15 protein-coding genes are annotated in these 18,276 nt (G+C 76.5%); all 15 read right to left on the reverse strand.

Annotated features, from left to right (window positions below; all coding sequences use genetic code 11):
- Nucleotides 1-9: 9 nt before the first annotated feature.
- The 15 genes from QSK03_RS17765 to QSK03_RS17835 all read right to left on the reverse strand — a co-directional run bounded on the left by QSK03_RS17765 (nt 10) and on the right by QSK03_RS17835 (nt 18,255).
- Nucleotides 10-891 (reverse strand): cell division protein FtsQ/DivIB, encoded by an 882-nt coding sequence (locus tag QSK03_RS17765; RefSeq protein WP_285654560.1) that lies wholly within the window; start codon nt 889-891, stop codon nt 10-12.
- Nucleotides 888-2,372: a UDP-N-acetylmuramate--L-alanine ligase gene (gene murC / locus QSK03_RS17770; protein ID WP_285654561.1), complete on the reverse strand. Its 1,485-nt coding sequence runs from the start codon at nt 2,370-2,372 to the stop codon at nt 888-890. The genes QSK03_RS17765 and murC overlap by 4 nt, the downstream gene beginning before the upstream one ends.
- Nucleotides 2,369-3,535 (reverse strand): undecaprenyldiphospho-muramoylpentapeptide beta-N-acetylglucosaminyltransferase, encoded by a 1,167-nt coding sequence (gene murG, locus QSK03_RS17775; RefSeq protein ID WP_285654563.1) that lies wholly within the window; start codon nt 3,533-3,535, stop codon nt 2,369-2,371. Before murG ends, murC begins: the two co-directional genes overlap by 4 nt.
- Nucleotides 3,536-3,568: 33 nt before the next feature.
- Nucleotides 3,569-4,894 (reverse strand): putative lipid II flippase FtsW, encoded by a 1,326-nt coding sequence (gene ftsW / locus QSK03_RS17780; RefSeq protein ID WP_285654566.1) that lies wholly within the window; start codon nt 4,892-4,894, stop codon nt 3,569-3,571.
- Nucleotides 4,891-6,357: a UDP-N-acetylmuramoyl-L-alanine--D-glutamate ligase gene (murD, locus tag QSK03_RS17785; protein WP_285654569.1), complete on the reverse strand. Its 1,467-nt coding sequence runs from the start codon at nt 6,355-6,357 to the stop codon at nt 4,891-4,893. The genes ftsW and murD overlap by 4 nt, the downstream gene beginning before the upstream one ends.
- Before the next feature lie 30 nt (nt 6,358-6,387).
- Nucleotides 6,388-7,455: a phospho-N-acetylmuramoyl-pentapeptide-transferase gene (gene mraY, locus QSK03_RS17790; protein WP_285654575.1), complete on the reverse strand. Its 1,068-nt coding sequence runs from the start codon at nt 7,453-7,455 to the stop codon at nt 6,388-6,390.
- On the reverse strand, nt 7,452-8,897 hold the full coding sequence (locus QSK03_RS17795; protein WP_285654577.1) for a UDP-N-acetylmuramoyl-tripeptide--D-alanyl-D-alanine ligase: 1,446 nt from the start codon (nt 8,895-8,897) through the stop codon (nt 7,452-7,454). The genes mraY and QSK03_RS17795 overlap by 4 nt, the downstream gene beginning before the upstream one ends.
- Nucleotides 8,894-10,414, reverse strand: coding sequence for a UDP-N-acetylmuramoyl-L-alanyl-D-glutamate--2,6-diaminopimelate ligase (locus QSK03_RS17800; protein WP_502872189.1), 1,521 nt, complete (start codon nt 10,412-10,414; stop codon nt 8,894-8,896). Before QSK03_RS17800 ends, QSK03_RS17795 begins: the two co-directional genes overlap by 4 nt.
- A 181-nt stretch (nt 10,415-10,595) precedes the next feature.
- Nucleotides 10,596-12,512 (reverse strand): peptidoglycan D,D-transpeptidase FtsI family protein, encoded by a 1,917-nt coding sequence (locus tag QSK03_RS17805; RefSeq protein ID WP_285654578.1) that lies wholly within the window; start codon nt 12,510-12,512, stop codon nt 10,596-10,598.
- A complete protein-coding gene (ftsL, locus tag QSK03_RS17810) occupies nt 12,512-13,180 on the reverse strand; it encodes a cell division protein FtsL (RefSeq protein WP_285654581.1) in 669 nt (222 codons plus the stop codon). The genes QSK03_RS17805 and ftsL overlap by 1 nt, the downstream gene beginning before the upstream one ends.
- Nucleotides 13,181-13,217: 37 nt before the next feature.
- The gene (rsmH, locus tag QSK03_RS17815) at nt 13,218-14,228 is read right to left on the reverse strand and encodes a 16S rRNA (cytosine(1402)-N(4))-methyltransferase RsmH (RefSeq protein WP_285655036.1); all 1,011 of its coding nucleotides are present in this window, start codon (nt 14,226-14,228) and stop codon (nt 13,218-13,220) included.
- A gap of 224 nt (nt 14,229-14,452) precedes the next feature.
- Complete coding sequence (mraZ, locus tag QSK03_RS17820; RefSeq protein ID WP_285654584.1) at nt 14,453-14,884, reverse strand: division/cell wall cluster transcriptional repressor MraZ; 432 nt, start codon at nt 14,882-14,884, stop codon at nt 14,453-14,455.
- Nucleotides 14,885-15,667: 783 nt separating this feature from the next.
- Entirely contained in the window at nt 15,668-16,066 is a 399-nt protein-coding gene (locus tag QSK03_RS17825; RefSeq protein ID WP_285654586.1) for an SCO2097 family morphological protein, read from the reverse strand.
- Nucleotides 16,067-16,198: 132 nt separating this feature from the next.
- Nucleotides 16,199-17,506: a DNA polymerase IV gene (gene dinB, locus QSK03_RS17830; protein WP_285655039.1), complete on the reverse strand. Its 1,308-nt coding sequence runs from the start codon at nt 17,504-17,506 to the stop codon at nt 16,199-16,201.
- Entirely contained in the window at nt 17,503-18,255 is a 753-nt protein-coding gene (locus QSK03_RS17835) for a class I SAM-dependent methyltransferase (protein WP_285654588.1), read from the reverse strand. Before QSK03_RS17835 ends, dinB begins: the two co-directional genes overlap by 4 nt.
- Nucleotides 18,256-18,276: the final 21 nt, after the last annotated feature.

Raw genomic sequence — 18,276 nt, forward strand, 5'->3', positions numbered from 1 at the left:
CGGTGTCGCTCAGCGGACGACGGCGAGGTCCGGGGTCGAGACGTCGTAGACGCTGCCGGGCCGGGTGAGCAGGGCGGTCAGCACCGCGGCCTTGCGGTCGTTGTCGGCGTCGGCGCCCCAGCGGACCTCGCGCCCCCCGGTGAGCACGAACCCGACGTCGAACGGGCCGTCCGCCCGGACCTCGGTGACGTCGGCGCGCAGGGACGCCGGCACGGCGACGATCACGTCCGCGGCGGCCCGCGTGCCGGGCTCGTCGGGCGAGGGCAGGACCCCGGGCGGCAGGGTGAGCGCCGGGACGCCGGCCGGGCGCTCGGGCATCGTCCGGTAGCCGAAGCCGATGCGGTCGACGAGCACGACACCCCCGCCGGGAGCCGCGGCCGCGAGGACGGGCTCCCGCTCGGCGACGGTGACGACGAGGGTGCCGGGCCAGTCGCGGGCGACGTCCACCGACGCGGTGCGGGGCAGGGTGCGCACGCGATCGGCCACGTCGTCGCCGTCGAGCCAGAGCAGCGAGGTGCCCGGGGCGACGGACGCGGCGGCGCGGACGGCCTCGGACTCGTCGGGCGCCGCGCCGACGACCTGCACGTCGCGGACGTCGAGCAGGGGCGACCAGACCGTCACGTACACCACCGCGGCGACGAGCAGCAGCCCCGCAGCGAGCCCGATCCAGAGCCCGCGGCGACGGCGGACCGGGCCGGGCGCCCGGGGCCGCGCGGACCGCTGCGTGCGCCCCGGCGACCCGGCGGCCGCGCCCGCGGGCCGCGCGCCGGCGCCGCCCGAGCGCCGCTCGCGGTCGGGACGGTCACCGCGGTCACCGCGGTCGCCGCGTCCCGCCCGTCCCGACCGGCCACCCCGGGCGGGGCGGCCGGTGGGCCGGGCGGACCCGCTCACGGCGCGGCGTTCCCGGCCTGCTCGGCGCGGCGCTCGAGCTCGGAGAGGACCTCGGGGCCGAGCACGGTGATGTCGCCGGCGCCCATCGTGACCACGAGATCGCCGGGGCGGGCGAGGTCGGCGAGCAGGGCCGGCACCTGGCCCCAGGACGGCTCGTAGTGCACGTCCTGCTCGGGCAGCGTGAGCTGGCGGGCGATCAGCTCGCCGTTGACGCCGGGCTCGGGCTGCTCACGGGCTCCGTAGACGTCGAGCACCACGACCTCGTCGGCCAGCGACAGCGCGGCGCCGAACTCGGCGGCGAAGTCCCGGGTGCGGGAGTAGAGGTGCGGCTGGAACGCGACGATCAGGCGGCCGGACTCCCCCAGCACGGGCCGGGCGGCGCGCAGCTGCGCGGCGACCTTCGTCGGTGCGTGGGCGTAGTCGTCGTAGACCCGCACGCCCGCGGCGGTCCCGCGGTACTCGAAGCGGCGGCGCACCCCGTCGAATCCGGCGAGGCCGCCGAGCAACCCGTCGAGCGGGGCGCCGAGGTCGAGCCCCGCGAGCAGGGCGGCGCAGGCGTTGAGGGCCTGGTGCTCGCCGGGGACGCCGAGGCGCAGCTCGTGCTCGGCGCCGGCGATCTCGAGGCGGATGACGCCGACCGAGCCCTCGGCGCGGTAGTCGAGCACGCGGGCGTCGTCGGGGCCCGTCGCGGCGCGGCCGTAGCGACGCACGCGCACCCCGGCGGACTCCGCGCGGTCGCCGAGGGCCGCCGCGCCGGGGTCGTCGGCGCAGACGACGAGCGCGCCGCCGGTCTCGATGCGGGCGGCGAAGGCGTCGAACACGGCGACGTAGGCCTCGACGGTGCCGTGGTGGTCGAGGTGGTCGGGCTCGATGTTGGTCACGATCGCGACCGCGGGCGAATAGGCGAGGAAGGATCCGTCGCTCTCGTCGGCCTCCGCGACGAAGACGTCGCCGACCCCGTGGTGGGCGCTGGACCCGGACGCGAGCAGGTCGCCGCCGATCATGAACGACGGGTCCTCGCCGCACGCCTGCAGCGCCACCACGAGCATCGACGTCGTCGAGGTCTTGCCGGCGCTGCCCGAGACGCAGGCGGCGCGGTGGTCGGCCATGAGCTCGGCGAGCACCGCGGACCGGTGCAGCAGCGGGATGCCGCGCGCCGCGGCCTCGAGCAGCTCGGGGTTGTCCGGGTCGGCCTGGTGCACGGCCTTCGTCGTGACGAGGACCGTCGGGCCCCCGGGCAGCAGGTCGAGGTTGTGCGCGTCGTGGCCGACGGCGACCTCGGCGCCGAGGGTGCGCAGGGCCAGCACGGCGCGCGAGTCCTTCGCGTCCGACCCGGACACCATCGCCCCGCGGGCGAGCAGGATCCGCGCGATCCCGCTCATCGCCGCCCCGCCGGCGCCGATGAAGTGCACCCGCGACAGCAGGCGCGGCAGCTCCGGCACGCCGACGTCGGACTGCGCCACCTGATCGGTCGGGGTCATGTGGTGGTCCTCCCCATCGCGCGTGCGCCCTTCCGACGGGTCGAGCTCCGCTTCGCTGCGTCTCCGGCTACCTCGAGCACCGCGCGCGCCAGTGTCCCGTCCGCCCCCGCGTGCCCCGAACGCCGGGCCGCGCTCGCGGTGGCGGCGAGCCGGGCGGGGTCGGCGACGAGCTCGCCGACCAGCGACGCCACCGTGTCCCCGGTGAGGTCCGCGTCGGCCACGAGCATCCCGCCCCCGGCGTCGACCACCGGGCGGGCGTTGAGCGCCTGCTCCCCGTTGCCGTGCGGCAGCGGCACGTAGATCGCCGGGAGGCCGACCGTCGAGACCTCGGCGACGGTCATCGCCCCGGCCCGGCACAGCGCGACGTCGGCCGCGGCGTAGGCGAGGTCCATCCGCTCGAGGTAGGGCACCGGGACGTACCCGGGCACCTCCACCGTGGGCTCGTTCTTCGGTCCGTGCGCGTGCAGCACCGACACGCCGGCCGCGGTCAGCGCGGGCACCGCGGCGGACACGGCCTCGTTGAGCGAGCGCGCGCCCTGCGAGCCGCCGAACACCAGCAGCACCGGCGCCTCGGGGTCGAGCCCGAAGTGCGCGCGGGCCTCGGCGCGCAGGGCGGCGCGGTCGAGCCCGGTGATCGCCTCGCGCAGCGGGATGCCGATGACCTCGGCGTCCAGCCCGCTCCCCGGCACCGCGGCGAACACCGAGCGGGCGAACCGCGCGCCCACCTTGTTCGCGATCCCGGCGCGGGCGTTGGCCTCGTGCACGACGATCGGCAGGCGCAGCGAGGCGGCGGCCAGGTAGGCGGGCAGCGCGACGTAGCCCCCGAAGCCCACGACGACGTCGGCGCCGACGGCGCGCAGCACCTTCCGGGTGCGGTGCACCGACCGCACCACCCGGTAGGGCAGCCGCGCCAGGTCCGCGTTGGGCTTGCGCGGCAGGGGCACCGGCGGGATGAGCTCCAGCGGATAGCCGCGCGCCGGGATCAGGCGGGTGTCGAGGCCCCGTTCGGTGCCCAGCGCGGTGACGCGGGCGCCGGGGCGCAGCCGGCGGACCGCGTCCGCGGTGGCGAGCGCGGGCTCGACGTGCCCGGCGCTGCCTCCCCCGGCGACGACCACCGAGGGCGCGTCAGGGCTGTCGGTGTCCACGGACGGCTCCCCGCTCATGGCCCCATCGTCCGGGGTCGGCCGCGGCGGGGTTCACCGACCCCCGCCGCGGGAGGGCCGGTCGCCCGGCCGGTCGGTCATGGCCGCCGCGCGCGGCAGGCTCGGCTCCGGCAGGCGCAGCGCGCGGGCCAGCCGGCCCTGGCCGTGGGCGCGCAGGGCCGCGGCGGCCTCGGGCTCGTGGCGCGCGAAGTTCGCCAGCAGCCCGCCGGAGAGCAGTGCGAGGGCCAGCGAGGTGCCGCCCGAGGACACCAGGGGCAGCGGGATGCCCGTCACCGGCAGCAGGCCGACGACGTACCCGATGTTGATGCAGGCCTGCGCGACCAGCCACACCGTCAGCGTGGCGGCGACAGCGCGGATCCAGGGGTCGGCGCTGCGCGCGGCGATCCGCAGCCCGACGTAGGCGAGCGTGGCGAACAGCGCGACCACCGCGAACGCGCCCACGAACCCGAGCTCCTCGCCGATGATCGCGAAGATGAAGTCGTTGTCGGCGTTGGGCAGGTAGTCCCACTTCGCGCGTCCCTGCCCGAGGCCCGCGCCGAACAGCCCGCCGTCGGCGAGCGAGTACAGCGCCTGGCGCGCCTGGTAGGCGGGCCCGAGCGGGTCGGCGAGGTCGGGGTTGAGGAACGCGGTGATGCGGCTCTGCCGGTAGGTGGCGACGATCCCGAGGACCACCGAGCCGACCACGCCGCTGGACACGATGAACGCCATCAGCCCCAGCGGCGCGCACGCGAACCACAGCAGCGCGAAGATGATGATCATCAGCGAGACCGTCGTGCCGAGGTCGGGCTGGGCGAGCACGAGCGCGAGGATCAGCAGCGACACCGGCAGCAGCGGCATCAGCGCGGCCTTCCAGGTGCGCGGGTGCGGGCGGTGGCGCACGAGGACGTGCGCGCCCCAGAGCGCGAGCGCGATCTTGGTGAGCTCCGAGGGCTGCAGCGAGAGCCCGGCGATGCGGAACCAGGCGCGCGAGCCGTTGACCTCCGACCCCAGTCCCGGCACCAGCACGAGCACCAGCAGCACCAGGCAGGCGGCGAGCAGCCAGGGGCTGGCGGCGCGGAGCTTGCGCGGCGGGATGCGCAGCCCCAGCCAGAACAGGGCGAGCCCGATGAGGGCGAACACGGCCTGGCGCAGGAACACCCCGTACGACGAGCCGCCCGCCGCGTACGACGACACGGCCGAGGCCGAGAGCACCATGACCAGCCCGAGCGCGGTGAGCAGCCCGAACACCGCCAGCACCAGGTGCAGCGACGTCAGCGGGCGCTCGAGCCACTGGTGCAGCGCGGTGCGGGCGGAGGCGGCGAGACCGGGACGGCCGGGACGGGCCGGGCGGGAGCGGGGCCCCCGGGCCGGCGCGCTCACGCCGCGCCGCCGCCGGTGGGGCTCGGGGCCTCGTCCGGGACCGCGGCTCCCCGCGGACCGGCGCCGCCGGCCACGGTCCGGGCCGCGGCGGCGAAGGCGTCGCCGCGGGCGGCGTAGTCGCGGAACATGTCCATCGACGCGGCGGCGGGCGCGAGCAGCACGGTGTCGCCCGGCTGCGCCAGACCGGCCGCCGCCCGCGCGGCGCGGAGCATCGACTCGCTCGCTGTGTCGCTCGCTCGGTCACTCACGGGCCCATCGTCACCCCCGCCCACGTCCCGGACGGGGACCTCGGGGGCGTGTCGCGCGAGCGCGGCCGCGACGGCGTCCCGGTCGCGGCCCAGCACCACCGCGCCGGCGAGGCGCCCGCGGTGGGCCACGACGAGGTCGGTGACGTCGGCGCCCTTGAGCAGCCCGCCCGCCACCCACACCACGCGGTCGTGCCCGGCCAGCGACGCCGCGGCGGCGTGCGGGTTGGTGGCCTTCGAGTCGTCGACCCACCGCACCCCGCCCGCCTCGGCGACCACGGCCCCGCGGTGCGCGCCGGGCGCGACCGCGCGCAGGCCCGCGGCGACCGCCTCCGGGGGCACGCCGTGGGCGCGGGCCAGCGCGGCCGCGGCCAGGGCGTTGGCCTCCCCGGGCGGCCCGGGCGGGGCGACGTCGGCGACCTCGGCCAGCGGGACCCGGTCGCCGAACGCCCGGTCGACCAGCCGCCCGTCGACGATGCCCAGCTCGCCCGGTCCCGGGGCGCCGCGGGTGAACCCCACGTGCCGCGGTGCCGGGGCGGCGAGCAGCAGCGCGGCCGCCTCCCGGTCGTCGAGCCCGCCGACGGCGACCTCCCCGCGCAGCACCCGCGCCTTGGCCGCGCCGTAGGCGGCCATCGAGCCGTGCCAGTCGAGGTGGTCCTCGGCGAGGTTGAGCAGCGCACCCGCGTAGGGCCGCACCGACGGCGACCACTCGAGCTGGAAGCTGGAGAGCTCCACGGCCAGCACCGGGTGGCCCGCCCGGAGCGCGTCGACCACCGGCAGCCCGATGTTCCCGCAGGCGACGGCGTCCACCCCCGCCGCGCGCAGGATCGCCTCGAGCATCGTCGTCGTCGTGGTCTTGCCGTTGGTGCCGGTGACCGCGAGCCAGCGCGGCGGACCGTCCGGGCAGACCTCCGGCTCGCCGCCGAGCAGGAACGCGAGCTCCGGCTCGCCGATCATCGGGACCGACGCGTCCCGGGCGGCCAGGGCCAGCGGGGAGTCGGTGCGGAAGCCGGGGCTGGTGACGACGAGGTCGCAGCCCGCCGGGAGCGCCGCCAGCTCGCGGGTGCGGGCCACGGGCCGATCGCCCAGCGTGTCCAGCTGGGCGGGGTCGCCGTCGGCGACCGTGACCCGCGCGCCCAGGAACAGCAGCACGTCGACGACCGAGATGCCCGTGCGGCGCGCCCCGGCCACGAGCACGTGCCGGTCACGCCACGTCAACGGTCCGGCTCCGCTGCGCTGCGCGTCCGGCTAGCCACCCGACGCTGCCAACCACTCGCTGTAGAACAGCCCCAGCCCCAGGGCGCAGCAGATCGCGGCGAGCAGCCAGAACCGGATGATCACGGTGGTCTCGGCCCAGCCGGCCAGCTCGAAGTGGTGGTGGAACGGCGCCATGCGGAAGGGTCGCCGTCGCGTCGTGCGGAACACCGCGACCTGCAGCACCACCGACAGCGCCTCGACGACGAACACGCCGCCGAGCACGACGAGCAGCAGCTCGGTGCGCGTCACCATGCTCAGCCCAGCGAAGAGCCCGCCGAGGGCCAGCGACCCCGTGTCGCCCATGAAGATCCTCGCGGGGGCGGCGTTCCACCACAGGAACCCGATGCACGCCCCCATCGCGGCCGCGGCGACGAGGGTGATGTCGAGGGGGTCGCGCACCTGGTAGCAGCCCGCCTCGATCTGCATGCCGCACGCGTTGCGGAACTGCCAGAACGACACGATGAGGTACGTGGCGAGCACCATCGCCGACGTCCCCGCCGCCAGACCGTCGAGCCCGTCGGTGAGGTTCACCGCGTTCGACCAGGCCGTCACCACCAGGTAGCAGAAGATGACGAAGCCGATGGTGCCGAGGCTGACCACCGCGATGTCGCGGACGAACGAGAGGTTCGGGGACGCGGGTCGCAGGCCCTGCTCGTCGGGGAACTGCAGCGCGAGCACCCCGAACAGGACGGCCGTCACCAGCTGCCCGACCAGCTTGGCGGTCTTGTTCAGGCCCAGGTTGCGCTGGCGCCGGATCTTGATGAAGTCGTCGAGGAAGCCGACGATCCCCAGCGAGGTCATGAGCATCAGCACGAGCAGGCCGGACGCCGAGATCGCGACGTCGCCGACGAGGTGCGCCCCGAGGTAGCCGACCCACACCGCGACGAGGATCGCGACGCCGCCCATCGTGGGCGTGCCCCGCTTGCCGCGGTGGCTCTGCGGGCCCTCCTCGCGGATCTCCTGGCCGAACCCCTGCTTGATGAACAGCCGGATCACGTACGGGGTCAGGAGGATCGACACGGCCAGCGCGACCCCCGCCGCGACCAGCACGCCCCTCATCGGGCTCCTTCCCCGTCGATGAGCACTGCGGCGACCCTCTCCAGCCCCGCGGACCGGGACGCCTTGACCAGCACGACGTCGCCGGGCGCGACGCCGGCGCTCACCATCTCAGCCGCCGCCGCGACGTCGGGGACCAGGTGGGAGTCGACGCCCGCCGAGGCCGCCGCCTCGTGCAGGCGTACCACCGCCTCGTCCGCGCCGACCACCACGAGCCGCTCGACGCCGGTGCGGGCGACCTCGCGGCCGATCTCCCCGTGCGCGCGGGCGGCGTCGTCGCCCAGCTCGGCCATCATCCCGAGCACGGCGGTGTGGCGCCCGCCCATCGCGCCGAGCGTCGCGAGCGCCGCGCGCATCGACTCGGGGTTGGCGTTGTAGGCGTCGTTGAGCACCCGGACGCCGTCGGGGCGCTCGGTGAGCTCCATGCGCCAGCGCGAGCGCGCCGACGCGGTGCCGAGCCGCTCGGCGACCGTGGCGACGTCGAGGCCCGCCTCGAGCGCGACGGCCGCGGCGGCGAGGGCGTTGTCGACGTGGTGGGCACCGTGCAGCGCGAGACGGACCGGGGCCTCGCCGGCCGGGGTGACCAGCCGGAACGTGGCGCGCCCGGCGTCGTCGAGCGCCTCGTCGACCGCGCGGACGGTCGCCTCCGGGGCGCGGCCGGCGTGCACGACCCGCGCCGCGGTCCGGTGCTCCATCGCCGCCACCACGGGGTCGTCGGCGCCCAGGACGGCGACACCGTTCTCGGGGAGAGCCTCGACGAGCTCGCCCTTGGCCTGCGCGATCGCCTCCCGGGACCCGAACTCGCCGAGGTGCGCGGAACCGACGTTGAGCACGACCCCGATCCGCGGCGGGGCCACCCGGCACAGCGCCGCGACGTGGCCGGGCCCGCGGGCGGAGAGCTCGAGCACGAGGTGGCGGGTGGAGGGCGTGGCGCGCAGCGCGGTCCAGGGGTGCCCGAGCTCGTTGTTGAACGACCCGGGCGGGGCGACGGTCTCGCCGGCGCCCTCGAGCAGGTGCGCGGTGAGGTCCTTGGTCGACGTCTTGCCCGACGAGCCGGTGATGCCCACGACCAGCAGGCCGTCCGCGGTGAGGACGTCGACGACGTGGCGCGCCAGCACGGCCAGGGCGGCGAGCACCCCGGCGCCCGCGCCGTCGGCGTCGGCCGCGAGCACGTAGGAGCCGGAGACCTCGTGCACCGGCGGGACGATCACGGCCGGCGCGTCGACCTCGCGGGCGGCCAGCACGCCGGCGGCGCCCGCGGCCATCGCGGCCCCGACGAACGCGTGCCCGTCGACGCGCTCACCGGGCAGGGCGACGAACAGCCCGCCCGTGGTGACGGCGCGGCTGTCGAACTCGACGGTGCCGGTGACGCGCTCCTCGCCCGTCGCGCCGGACAGGCGCCCCCCGGTGACGCGGGCGACGTCGGCGAGGGTCAGCTCGATCACGCGCGACCACCCTGGACGCGCGCGAGCGCTCGCTCCAGCTCCTCGACGTCGGAGAAGGGGAACTTCTCGGCCCCGATCTGCTGGCCGGTCTCGTGACCCTTGCCCGCGACCACGACGACGTCGCCGGCCCGCGCGGCGCCCACGGCGGCGGCGATGGCCTCGCGCCGGTCGCCGACCTCGTCGATCTCGGAGCCCGCGGCCGCCGACCGGGCCCCGTCGAGCACCGCGGCGCGGATCGCGGCCGGGTCCTCGGTGCGCGGGTTGTCGTCGGTGACCCAGAGGTGGTCGGAGAGCTGCGCGGCGAGCCGGCCCATGACCGGGCGCTTCGCCCGGTCGCGGTCGCCCCCGCAGCCCAGGACGGTGAGCACCCGGCCGCCCGAGTCTGCTGTGCCGGCGCGCAGCGTCTCGAGCAGGGCCGCGACCGCGGCGGGCTTGTGGGCGTAGTCGACGACGGCGAGGAACGGCTGCCCCGCCTCGACGCGCTGCATCCGCCCCGGCACCCGGACCTCGGCGAGCCCGCGGGCGAGCACGGCCGGGTCGTACCCGGCGGCGGCCCCGCAGGCCAGGGCGAGCAGGGCGTTGGTGACGTTGAACGCGCCCGGCAGGCGGACCGCCACCGGCAGCACGAGCCCGTCGGGGCCGTGCACGGTGAAGCGCTGGGTGCCGTCGGGGAGGGCGACGATCTCCTCGGCGCGCCAGTCGGCGTCCGGGGTCCCGACTGTGACCGTGCCCTCGCGCACCAGCCGCCGTCCCCACGAGGTGTCGATGCAGACCACCTCGGCCGCCGACCGCCCGTCGAACAGGCGGGCCTTGGCCGCGAAGTAGTCCTCCATGTCGGCGTGGAAGTCGAGGTGCTCGGCCGAGAGGTTGGTGAACGCACCGACCGCGAAGCGCGTGCCCGCGACCCGGCCCAGCGACAGCGCGTGGCTGGAGACCTCCATGGCCACGTGGGTCGCGCCGTCGTCGGCCATCCGCGCGAGGATGGCCTGCAGATCCGGGGCCTCGGGGGTGGTGAACGCGGAGGGCAGGCGCTGCCCGCCGAGCCGGGTCTCCACGGTGCCGATCAGCCCGGTGCCGGCGCCCGCCGCGGCGAGCGCCGCCTCGAGCAGGTACACCGAGGTCGTCTTGCCGCTCGTGCCGGTGACCCCGAGGACGTCGAGCCGCGTCGACGGGTCGCCGTAGACCAGGGCGGACGCGTGCCCGATCGCCCCGCGGGGGTCGGCGTGCACGAGCACGGGGACACCGGCGTCGCGCAGCGCGCCGCGCTCGGCCCCGGCGGCGTCGGTGAGGACGGCCGCCGCACCGCGCGCGAGGGCGTCGGCGGCGAAGTCGGCGCCGTGGGCGCGCGCGCCCGGCAGGGCCGCGAAGAGGTCGCCGGGGCGCACCTCGTGGGCACGCAGCGTGGCGCCGGTGACGGTCGCGGCGGCGTCGCCGGCGATCTCCGGGGCGGCCTCGCCGGGGAGCGCCGCGTGGATACGCTCCGCGACCGCGGTGACCGTCACGGGCACGGTGCGCACCGGTCGCAACGGACCCGCGTCGGCCCCCGACGCGGGGCCGTCGGAGGCGCCGTCGGGGACCCGCCCCCGGGCGGGGCCGGCGGCGTCGTCGAAGGTTCTCGGCGGTGCGGCGGGCACGGTCGCGAAGGCTACTCACCGGCCCCGTGCGTCTCGGCAGGCCCTGTGCCCTGCCACGAGGCGGTCACGGGAGCGTCAACGGCACGTGGCGCGGCGGCGCGGTCGAGACCGGGACGTTGCCGTGCTGGGCCAGGTACGCGCCGATGTCGTGGAACAGCGGCGCCGCGGAGTCCCCGCCCGGCGGGCGGTCGAGCATGAGCGCGACGACGTAGCGCGGATCCTGCGCGGGGAACATCCCGGCGAAGGTGATCCAGTAGTTCGACTGGGAGTAGCAGCCGCATCCCGGGTCGACCTGCTGCGCGGTGCCGGTCTTGCCGGCCACCGGGTAGCCCGGCATCGCGGCGGCCGGCCCCGTCCCCCGGTCGCCGCCGTGGCCGTCCTGCGTCACCGACTGCAGCATGTCGCGCATCGTGTGGGCCGTCTGCGGGCTCATCGCCCGGACGCCCGGCGGCGCGGGCGACGGGGTGCGGACCCCGTCGGCGCCGACCTCGGCCTCGACGATGCGCGGCGGCACGCGCACCCCGTCGTTGGCGACGGCCTGGTACATGCTCGCCATCTGCAGCGTCGTCATCGACAGGCCCTGCCCGATCGGCAGGTTGCCGAACGTCGAGCCCGACCAGTCCTCGCGCGCCGGCACCGACCCCGGGCTCTCGCCGGGCAGCTCGATGCCCGTGCGGGTGCCGATGCCGAGGGCCTCCAGCATCGAGGCGAAGCGGTCCGGCCCGACCCGCTGGGCCGTCATCAGCGTGCCGACGTTCGACGACCGCCCGAGGACCCCGTTGAGCGTCAGGTGGATCGTGCCGTGGGACCACGCGTCGCTGATGGTGCGGTCGGCGAAGCGGATGCTGCCCGGCACCGTGAGGACGTCCTCGGGGCGGACGACACCGGCCTCGACCGCGGCCGCCATCGTCACGATCTTGTTGACCGAGCCGGGCTCGAAGGGGCTGGTGACCGACGGGTTGCTCAGCTGCGAGCCGGGGGTCCCGGGCGCGGCCGGGTTGAACGACCCGGAGTTGGCCATCGAGAGCACCTGGCCGGTGTGGGCGTCGAGCACGACCGCGCTGCCGGTGCGGGCGCCGACGCGCGCGGTGTAGTCGCGCAGGCGCTGCTCGACGGCGTACTGGAGGTCGGTGTCGAGGGAGAGGACGACGTCGCGCCCGGCCTGGGCGGGCTGCTCGGCGCGGGTGGTGCCGGGGATGACGGCGTCGCTGCCCTCCGCGGTGTCGACGACCCGGAACCCGTCGGTACCGGCCAGCGTCGTGTCGAGCGCGCTCTCCAGCCCGATCGAACCGCGGATCTTCTGGCGGTCCATGTTCCACGCGGCGCTGCCGACCACGGTCGCCGCGACGTCGCCCGCCGGGTACTGGCGCGACTCGCGGTCCTCCTCGGCGATCTCGGGGAACGCCTCGCGCACCTGGCGCGCCGCCCCCGGGTCGACCAGCGGGGCGAGCACGACGTAGCTGCGGTCGGACGTCAGCGCCTGGAAGATCGGGCCGGGGTCGGTGCCGAGGATGCGGCCCATGCCCAGGGCGATCGCCGACTTGCGCTGGTCCGCGGTCGGGGAGCCGGGCTGCGAGCGGACGGCCGGCTCGTTCCAGTCGGCGGTGATGCGCCGCGGGTTCGCGACGAGCGCCTTCGCCTCGACGCTGAACGCGAGCGGGGTGCCGTAGCGGTCGAGGATCGACCCGCGCTCGGCGGGGACGACCTGCCGCGTCGTGCGCTGGCGGGCCGCGTCGGCGGACAGGTCGCCCGCCCGGATGCCCTGGACCTCGACGAGCTTGAGGGTGCACAGCAGCAGCACGGCCACGAGCAGCACGCGGCCGATCCGCAGGCGGCGCCGCGGGTCCGGCGGGCGCGCCGCGGGACGGCGGGCCGGACGACGCGGCGGGGGCGGCGGCGGCGCCGGGCGCCGGCCACCGGGGGCACGTCCGCCCGGGGCCCGGGCCGGCGGACGGCTCAGCGTCGCCGCGCTGCGGGGCATCAGGTGCCGGCCGGGTCGGTCGAGTCGGGACGGTCCGCGTCCTGCGCCGGCCGCCCGTCGTCGGGCACGGCCACGAGCTGGTCCTCGGCGGCGGCCGCCCCGGCGGGCGGCGGGGCCTGCTGGCCGTCCGTGGCGGCCTGCGCGCCGTTGACCTGCGCGGGATCGGCGGGGGTCGCGGGGGCCGGCAGGGTCGGGGTGACGGGCGGGGCGACGGCCTGCGCGGGGCGCGGGTCGCCGATCACCTGTGACGACCCGTCGGGGTGGACGAGCAGCACGGCGGGCTCCCCCGCCGGCACCATGCCCTGGGCCCGCGCCGCCGCCGCGAGCGCGGGCGCGGACTGCGCGGCCTCCACGTCGCGGTGCAGGCGCTCGCTCTGCTCGGAGAGGTCCCGGGCGACCTGGCGGGCCTCGTCGAGGCGGTAGGAGTCGGCCGCGGCGGCGGTCGAGAGCCACAGCGTCGCCACCAGCCCGCCGGTGAGCAGCACCATGATGAGGAGCACGAAGGGCGCGGTCCCCGAGGCGCGGGCCTCCGTGGTCGCGTCGCGGCGGGTCGTCGCGGCGGGCCGGCGCGGGGCCGTCCCGCGGCGCGCCGGCGCGGGCGTGCGCGGGTCGGGCCGGGTGTCGGTCCGGCCGCTCGTCCGGGGGCCGGTCAGCGTCGCGGTGCTCATGCCCTCGTCCTCTCCGTGGCCGTGTCCCTCGTGGTGCTCATGCCGCCGCCTCCCGGACCCGTTCCGCAGCCCGCAGCCGCACCGACGCCGCGCGGGGGTTGGCGGCGATCTCGTCCTCGTCGGCCTTCTCCGCGCCGCGGGTGAGCAGCCGCAGGTCGGGCTCGTCCTCCGGGCGCACCACCGGCATGTCCGGCGGCGCCTTCGTGCGGCTGTGCTCGGCGAGCACGCGCTTGACGATGCGGTCCTCCAGCGACTGGTAGGACATGACGACCACCCGGCCGCCGACCGCGAGGGCCTCCACCGCCGCCGGCACCGCCGCCGCCACCGCGTCGAGCTCGCCGTTGACCTCCACCCGCAGCGCCTGGAACGTGCGCTTCGCGGGGTGGCCGCCGGTGCGGCGCGCCGCCGCCGGGATGGCCTGCTCGAGGAGGGCGACGAGCTCCGCGCTGGTCCGCAACGGAGCCCGCCGCCGGGCACGCACGACGGCCTCGACGATGCGCCGGGCCGCTCGTTCCTCGCCGTAGTCGTGGAGCACCCGGATCAGGTCGCCCGGGGCGTAGGTGTTGAGGACGTCCGCGGCGGTCGGCCCCGTCGTCGGGTCCATCCGCATGTCCAGCGGCGCGTCACGGGCGTAGGAGAAGCCGCGCTCGTCCTCGTCGAGCTGCATCGACGACACACCGAGGTCGAAGAGGACGCCCTGGACGGCGTCGTACCCGAGGTCGTCGAGCACCTCCGGCAGCGCGTCGAAGACGGCGTGGACGAGATGCGTCCGGTCGGCGTAGGGCGCGAGGCGCGTCCGGGCAAGCCGCAGCGCCGATTCGTCTCTATCAACACCCACAAGAGTGAGTCCGGAGTGCTGAGAAAGGAGCGCGGCGGAGTGGCCGGCGGCCCCCAGGGTGGCGTCGACGAGCACCGCGTCGCGGTCGGCGAGGGCGGGCGCGAAGAGGGAGAGGATGCGGTCGAGCAGGACCGGGACGTGGCGCTGGTCGGCGACGTCCGGCGGCGGGTCGCCGCCGAGGGGCGGCTCCGCCCCGTGCTCGTCCACCACTGCCGCCACCCGCCTCGACCGACTCGTCGGCGGACCGGCCGGCCCGCCGTCTGCTCGCTGCCCGCTCGCAGCGCCGGGTGCCGTCACGTCCCGGTCCGCAGATCGACGGACCTGGCGCCGGGGAAGGTGCGCCAGGGCCGTCGCCCTGCGGGCCGGGGCCTCACGGCACCCGGCGTGACGCCCCTCGGGGCGCCGCGTGATCTCTGTTGTCGGTGCGGTCGGCGTCAGAAGACGCCCGGCAGCACTTCCTGCTGGGCCTGGGCGTAGCCGGCCTCGTGCTCGTCCTGGTAGCGCGCCCAGGCCGCGCTGTCCCAGATCTCGAGGCGGTTGACCGCCCCGATCACCGTGCAGTCGCGGTCGAGCCCGGCGTAGCGCCGCAGCTCGGCCGCGATGGGGATGCGGCCCTGGGAGTCGGGGCGCTGCTCGTCGGTGCCGGCGAACAGGTAGCGCTGGTACGCGCGCACCCGCTCGTCGGTGAACGGCGCCTCGGCCACCTTGCGGGCCATCTGCTCGAACTCGTCACGGGGGAACACGTAGAGGCAGTGGTCCTGGCCCTTCGTGATCATCAACCCCCCTGCGAGCTCGTCGCGGAACCTGGCGGGCAGGGTCAACCTGCCCTTGTCGTCCAATCGCGGGGTGTGGGTGCCGAGGAACACGGCCCCCACCTCCCCTGTGAGACCCCGTCCGCCCCACTGCGCACCACCATACCCCACAAGTCCCCACGGCCAAACCATCCTGCGCGCCCGGTGATCCCCGAATCGGGTTGTCGTGCCTGGTCAGCGCGTGTGGGGCGGAGTGGGGGGTGCGAGCGGTGACCTTCTCGCCAGGGCGTTCGCTCGTGGCGCCGACACGCCGGGCGGCGTCGTTCCCCACCACCGAGGCGTGGCTCTGAGCTGGGCGAACGCGCTTCCGGGGCTCGCGTGGTCGCGGTGTGGGGCGTGGTGGGGGCGCGCGGGGAGCGGCGTGGGGCGCCCGGTGGGGGGATGTGGAGCGCCGCGGTGGGGAGATGTGGAGGCGAGGTGGTGGGGCGCGGTGGGGGCGGCGTGGCGGCGAGGTCCGGGGATGCAGCGAACGCCCTATCGGCGTGCTCAATGGGATGTTCGCTGCTTCTCTGCGCGCGAAGTCCCCGTTCGCTCCGCGTGGGCGGCGCGATGGGGCGGCGTGGTGGGGCGAGGTGGGGCGCGGCGGGAACCTCGGGCCGCCGTCGCCGGCGCCCTCAGGCCGCGAGAAGCACGTTCGGCAGGCCCGCGAGCCTCTTGATCATGCGAAACGTGCCCCTCGCGACCCCCGGGCGCCCCGCCGCGAGATCAGGAGCGCGTCACGCCCCCGACGAGGCAGGTAGAGGTGCACCAGGTGCTCCTGATCTCGGGAGCGGGCCCGGAACGACGACGCGCCGCCGACCACGGGGGTCGACGGCGCGTCGGTGACTCGGGGTGGCGCTACTCCTGCTCGAAACGGCGGCGGAAGCGCTCCTCCATGCGGGAGGTGAAGCGGCTGCGCTCCTTCTCGGTGGCGGCGCCGCCGGCGGCGGCCTCGCCTTCCGCGGCGGCCTCCTTCTTGCGCGCGCCGAAGGAGGTGATCGCGAGGACCGCGCCGCCGAACATCGCGAGGAAGCCCACGACGCTGACGATGATCCCCGGGACCGAGGAACTGAAGACCACGCCCAGTACCAGCATCACGACGCCGATCACGAAGAGCGCGATGCCCTGGATGCGGCGCCGGCGCGACGGGCGTCGGAGCTTGCCTCCCCGAACCGTGGACGCGAACTTCGGGTCCTCGTCGTAGAGAGCGCGCTCGATCTGCTCGAGCAGGCGCTGCTCGTGCTCGGAGAGCGGCATGATTCTCCTCCGGCACTGAATGGAGATTCGCCCGACCTGGGAGGGTCCGGCGGGCATCGTCCTGATGTCCCGTCACCATCGTACGAGTCCGCCGACCGCTCCACTACCCGGACCGGCGTGTTGCGCTCTCGATCATCCGTTCGGCTCCGGTGGTGACGTCGCTCGCGACACGGATGGCTGCGGTCGGTGACCGTCGCGGGCCTTCTCCGCCGCGTCGGCGGGAGATCGCGCCCGCGTCGGGTCGGGATCACCGAGCAGGCTCGCCGGCCGCACGGCCGCGACGCCGAACCGGGAACGCGCCTGGTCAGCCGCCCGCTCGGCGTCGGACCACCCGTGCTCGGGCTCGCCGAGCGCGATCTGCTCGGGCGCGCGGTCGGCCGGGACGAGCCCTTCGCCCCGCACGCCGAGCAGCCGGACGGGCGCGATGTCGCCGAGCGCGTCGAGGAGATCGACCGCGGTGGCGTGGAGATCGCGCGCCAGATCCGTCGGCGCCGGGAGGGTGCGGGACCGTGTGATCGTCGTGAAGTCGTCGAACCTGACCTTGAGCGCGACCGTGCGGGCGCGCACCCCGCGGTGGCGCAGCATCCGCGCGGCGCGGTCGGCGAGGCGCAGCAGCTCGCGGCGCCGCACGGCCGGGTCGACGAGGTCGCGGGCGAAGGTCTCCTCCGCCCCCGCCGACTTCTCCCGACCGTGCGGGTCGACCCGGCGCTCGTCGACCCCGTGCGCGAGGGCGACCAGGTGGGCGGCGTGGGCGTCGCCCACCGCGCGCCGCATCGTCGTGTACCCCGCCGCCGCGACGTCGGCGACGGTCGCGATGCCGTGGCGGTCGAGCACCTCGGCCGTGCGCTCGCCCACGCCCCACAGCGCGCCGACGGGCAGCGGGTCGAGGAAGGCGCGGACGCCGTCGGCCGGCACGAGGTGCACGCCGTCGGGCTTGGCTACGCGCGACGCGAGCTTGGCGACGAACATCGTCGGCGCGACCCCGACCGAGCACGTGATCCCCTGCGACGCGGCCACCTGCTCGCGGATCGAGGCCGCGATGCCGAGCGGTGTCATGCCCAGGCGGCGCAGCGCGCCCGCGACGTCGAGGAACGCCTCGTCGAGGCTCAGCGGCTGGACGAGCGGCGTGACGGAGCGGAACACCGCCATGACCGCGCGGGAGACCTCGGCGTAGGTGGCGAAGTCCGGGCGCAGGAACACGGCCTGCGGGCAGAGCCGGTGCGCGCGGGCCGAGGGCATCGCGGACCGGACCCCGTACGCCCGGGCCTCGTAGCTGGCCGAGAGCACGACGCCGCGTTCCGGTCCCCCGCCGACGACCACGGGCCGGCCGCGCAGCTCGGGCCGCGAGCGGATCTCCACGGCCGCGTAGAAGGCGTCCATGTCGACGTGCAGGACACCGCAGCCCGCGTCCCGACCGGAGCCGGGCCCCTGCTCGCTCAGCCCGGCCGCCGGGCGAGGACGTGCAGCCGCGAGGCCATGTCACGCAGCGGGGGCGTGCCCGCGGCGATGTCCTCGAGCTCGGCGAGCGGGTCGCTCGGCGCGCCGCCGGGCTCGAGGACGCCGTCGGACACGAGATCGGCGAGGACCCGGTGGCCCTGCACCCGCTCGACGGTCAGCTGCCCGCCGGCCTCGACGAGCGTGCGGATCTCCTCGACGTCCATGCGCCGGCGCAGCGGGTCGTCCTCGCCCCACCGGCCGCGGGGGTCGACGAGCACCTGGCGGGCCTCGGTGAGCCGGCCCGCGACCACCCGGGAGAGCACGGCCGCGAACCGACCGGCCACCAGCAGCGAGACCGCGCCGCCGGGCACCGTGGCCGCGGCGAGCGCCCGGCACGCCTCGGCGGGGTCGTCCACGTACTCGAGCAGACCGTGCCCGAGCACGAGGTCGGCCTCCGCGGAGCCGATCGCGTCGACGAGCGCGTCGACGTCGCCCTGGATCGCGTGGACACCGTCGGCGACGCCGGCGTCGCGCGCCCGGCTGCGCAGGACCGCGAGGGCGTTCGCGCTGGAGTCGACGACCGTGACCTCGCACCCGTCCGCCGCGAGCGGCACCGCCCAGGTGCCGCTGCCGCCGCCGACGTCGAGCACCCGGGGGGCGGCACCGTCGCGTCGCGAGCGCGCGGCGGTGAGCTCCACCCGCAGCGTGCGCGCGACGACGTCGACCGGGGCGAACGACGCGGTACGGCTCACGGCGACACCGTAGAACGTGTG

Source organism: Actinomycetospora sp. NBRC 106375, from assembly GCF_030269665.1.
GTDB lineage: Bacteria > Actinomycetota > Actinomycetes > Mycobacteriales > Pseudonocardiaceae > Actinomycetospora.

What these genes read in the sequence shown, in the direction of transcription:
- murC (WP_285654561.1), bottom strand. Translation starts at nt 2,372, where the DNA reads ATGACCCCGACCGATCAGGTGGCGCAGTCCGACGTCGGCGTGCCGGAG.
- murG (WP_285654563.1), bottom strand. Translation starts at nt 3,535, where the DNA reads ATGAGCGGGGAGCCGTCCGTGGACACCGACAGCCCTGACGCGCCCTCG.
- mraY (WP_285654575.1), bottom strand. Translation starts at nt 7,455, where the DNA reads ATGAGGGGCGTGCTGGTCGCGGCGGGGGTCGCGCTGGCCGTGTCGATC.
- QSK03_RS17805 (WP_285654578.1), bottom strand. Translation starts at nt 12,512, where the DNA reads ATGCCCCGCAGCGCGGCGACGCTGAGCCGTCCGCCGGCCCGGGCCCCG.
- ftsL (WP_285654581.1), bottom strand. Translation starts at nt 13,180, where the DNA reads ATGAGCACCGCGACGCTGACCGGCCCCCGGACGAGCGGCCGGACCGAC.
- QSK03_RS17825 (WP_285654586.1), bottom strand. Translation starts at nt 16,066, where the DNA reads ATGCCGCTCTCCGAGCACGAGCAGCGCCTGCTCGAGCAGATCGAGCGC.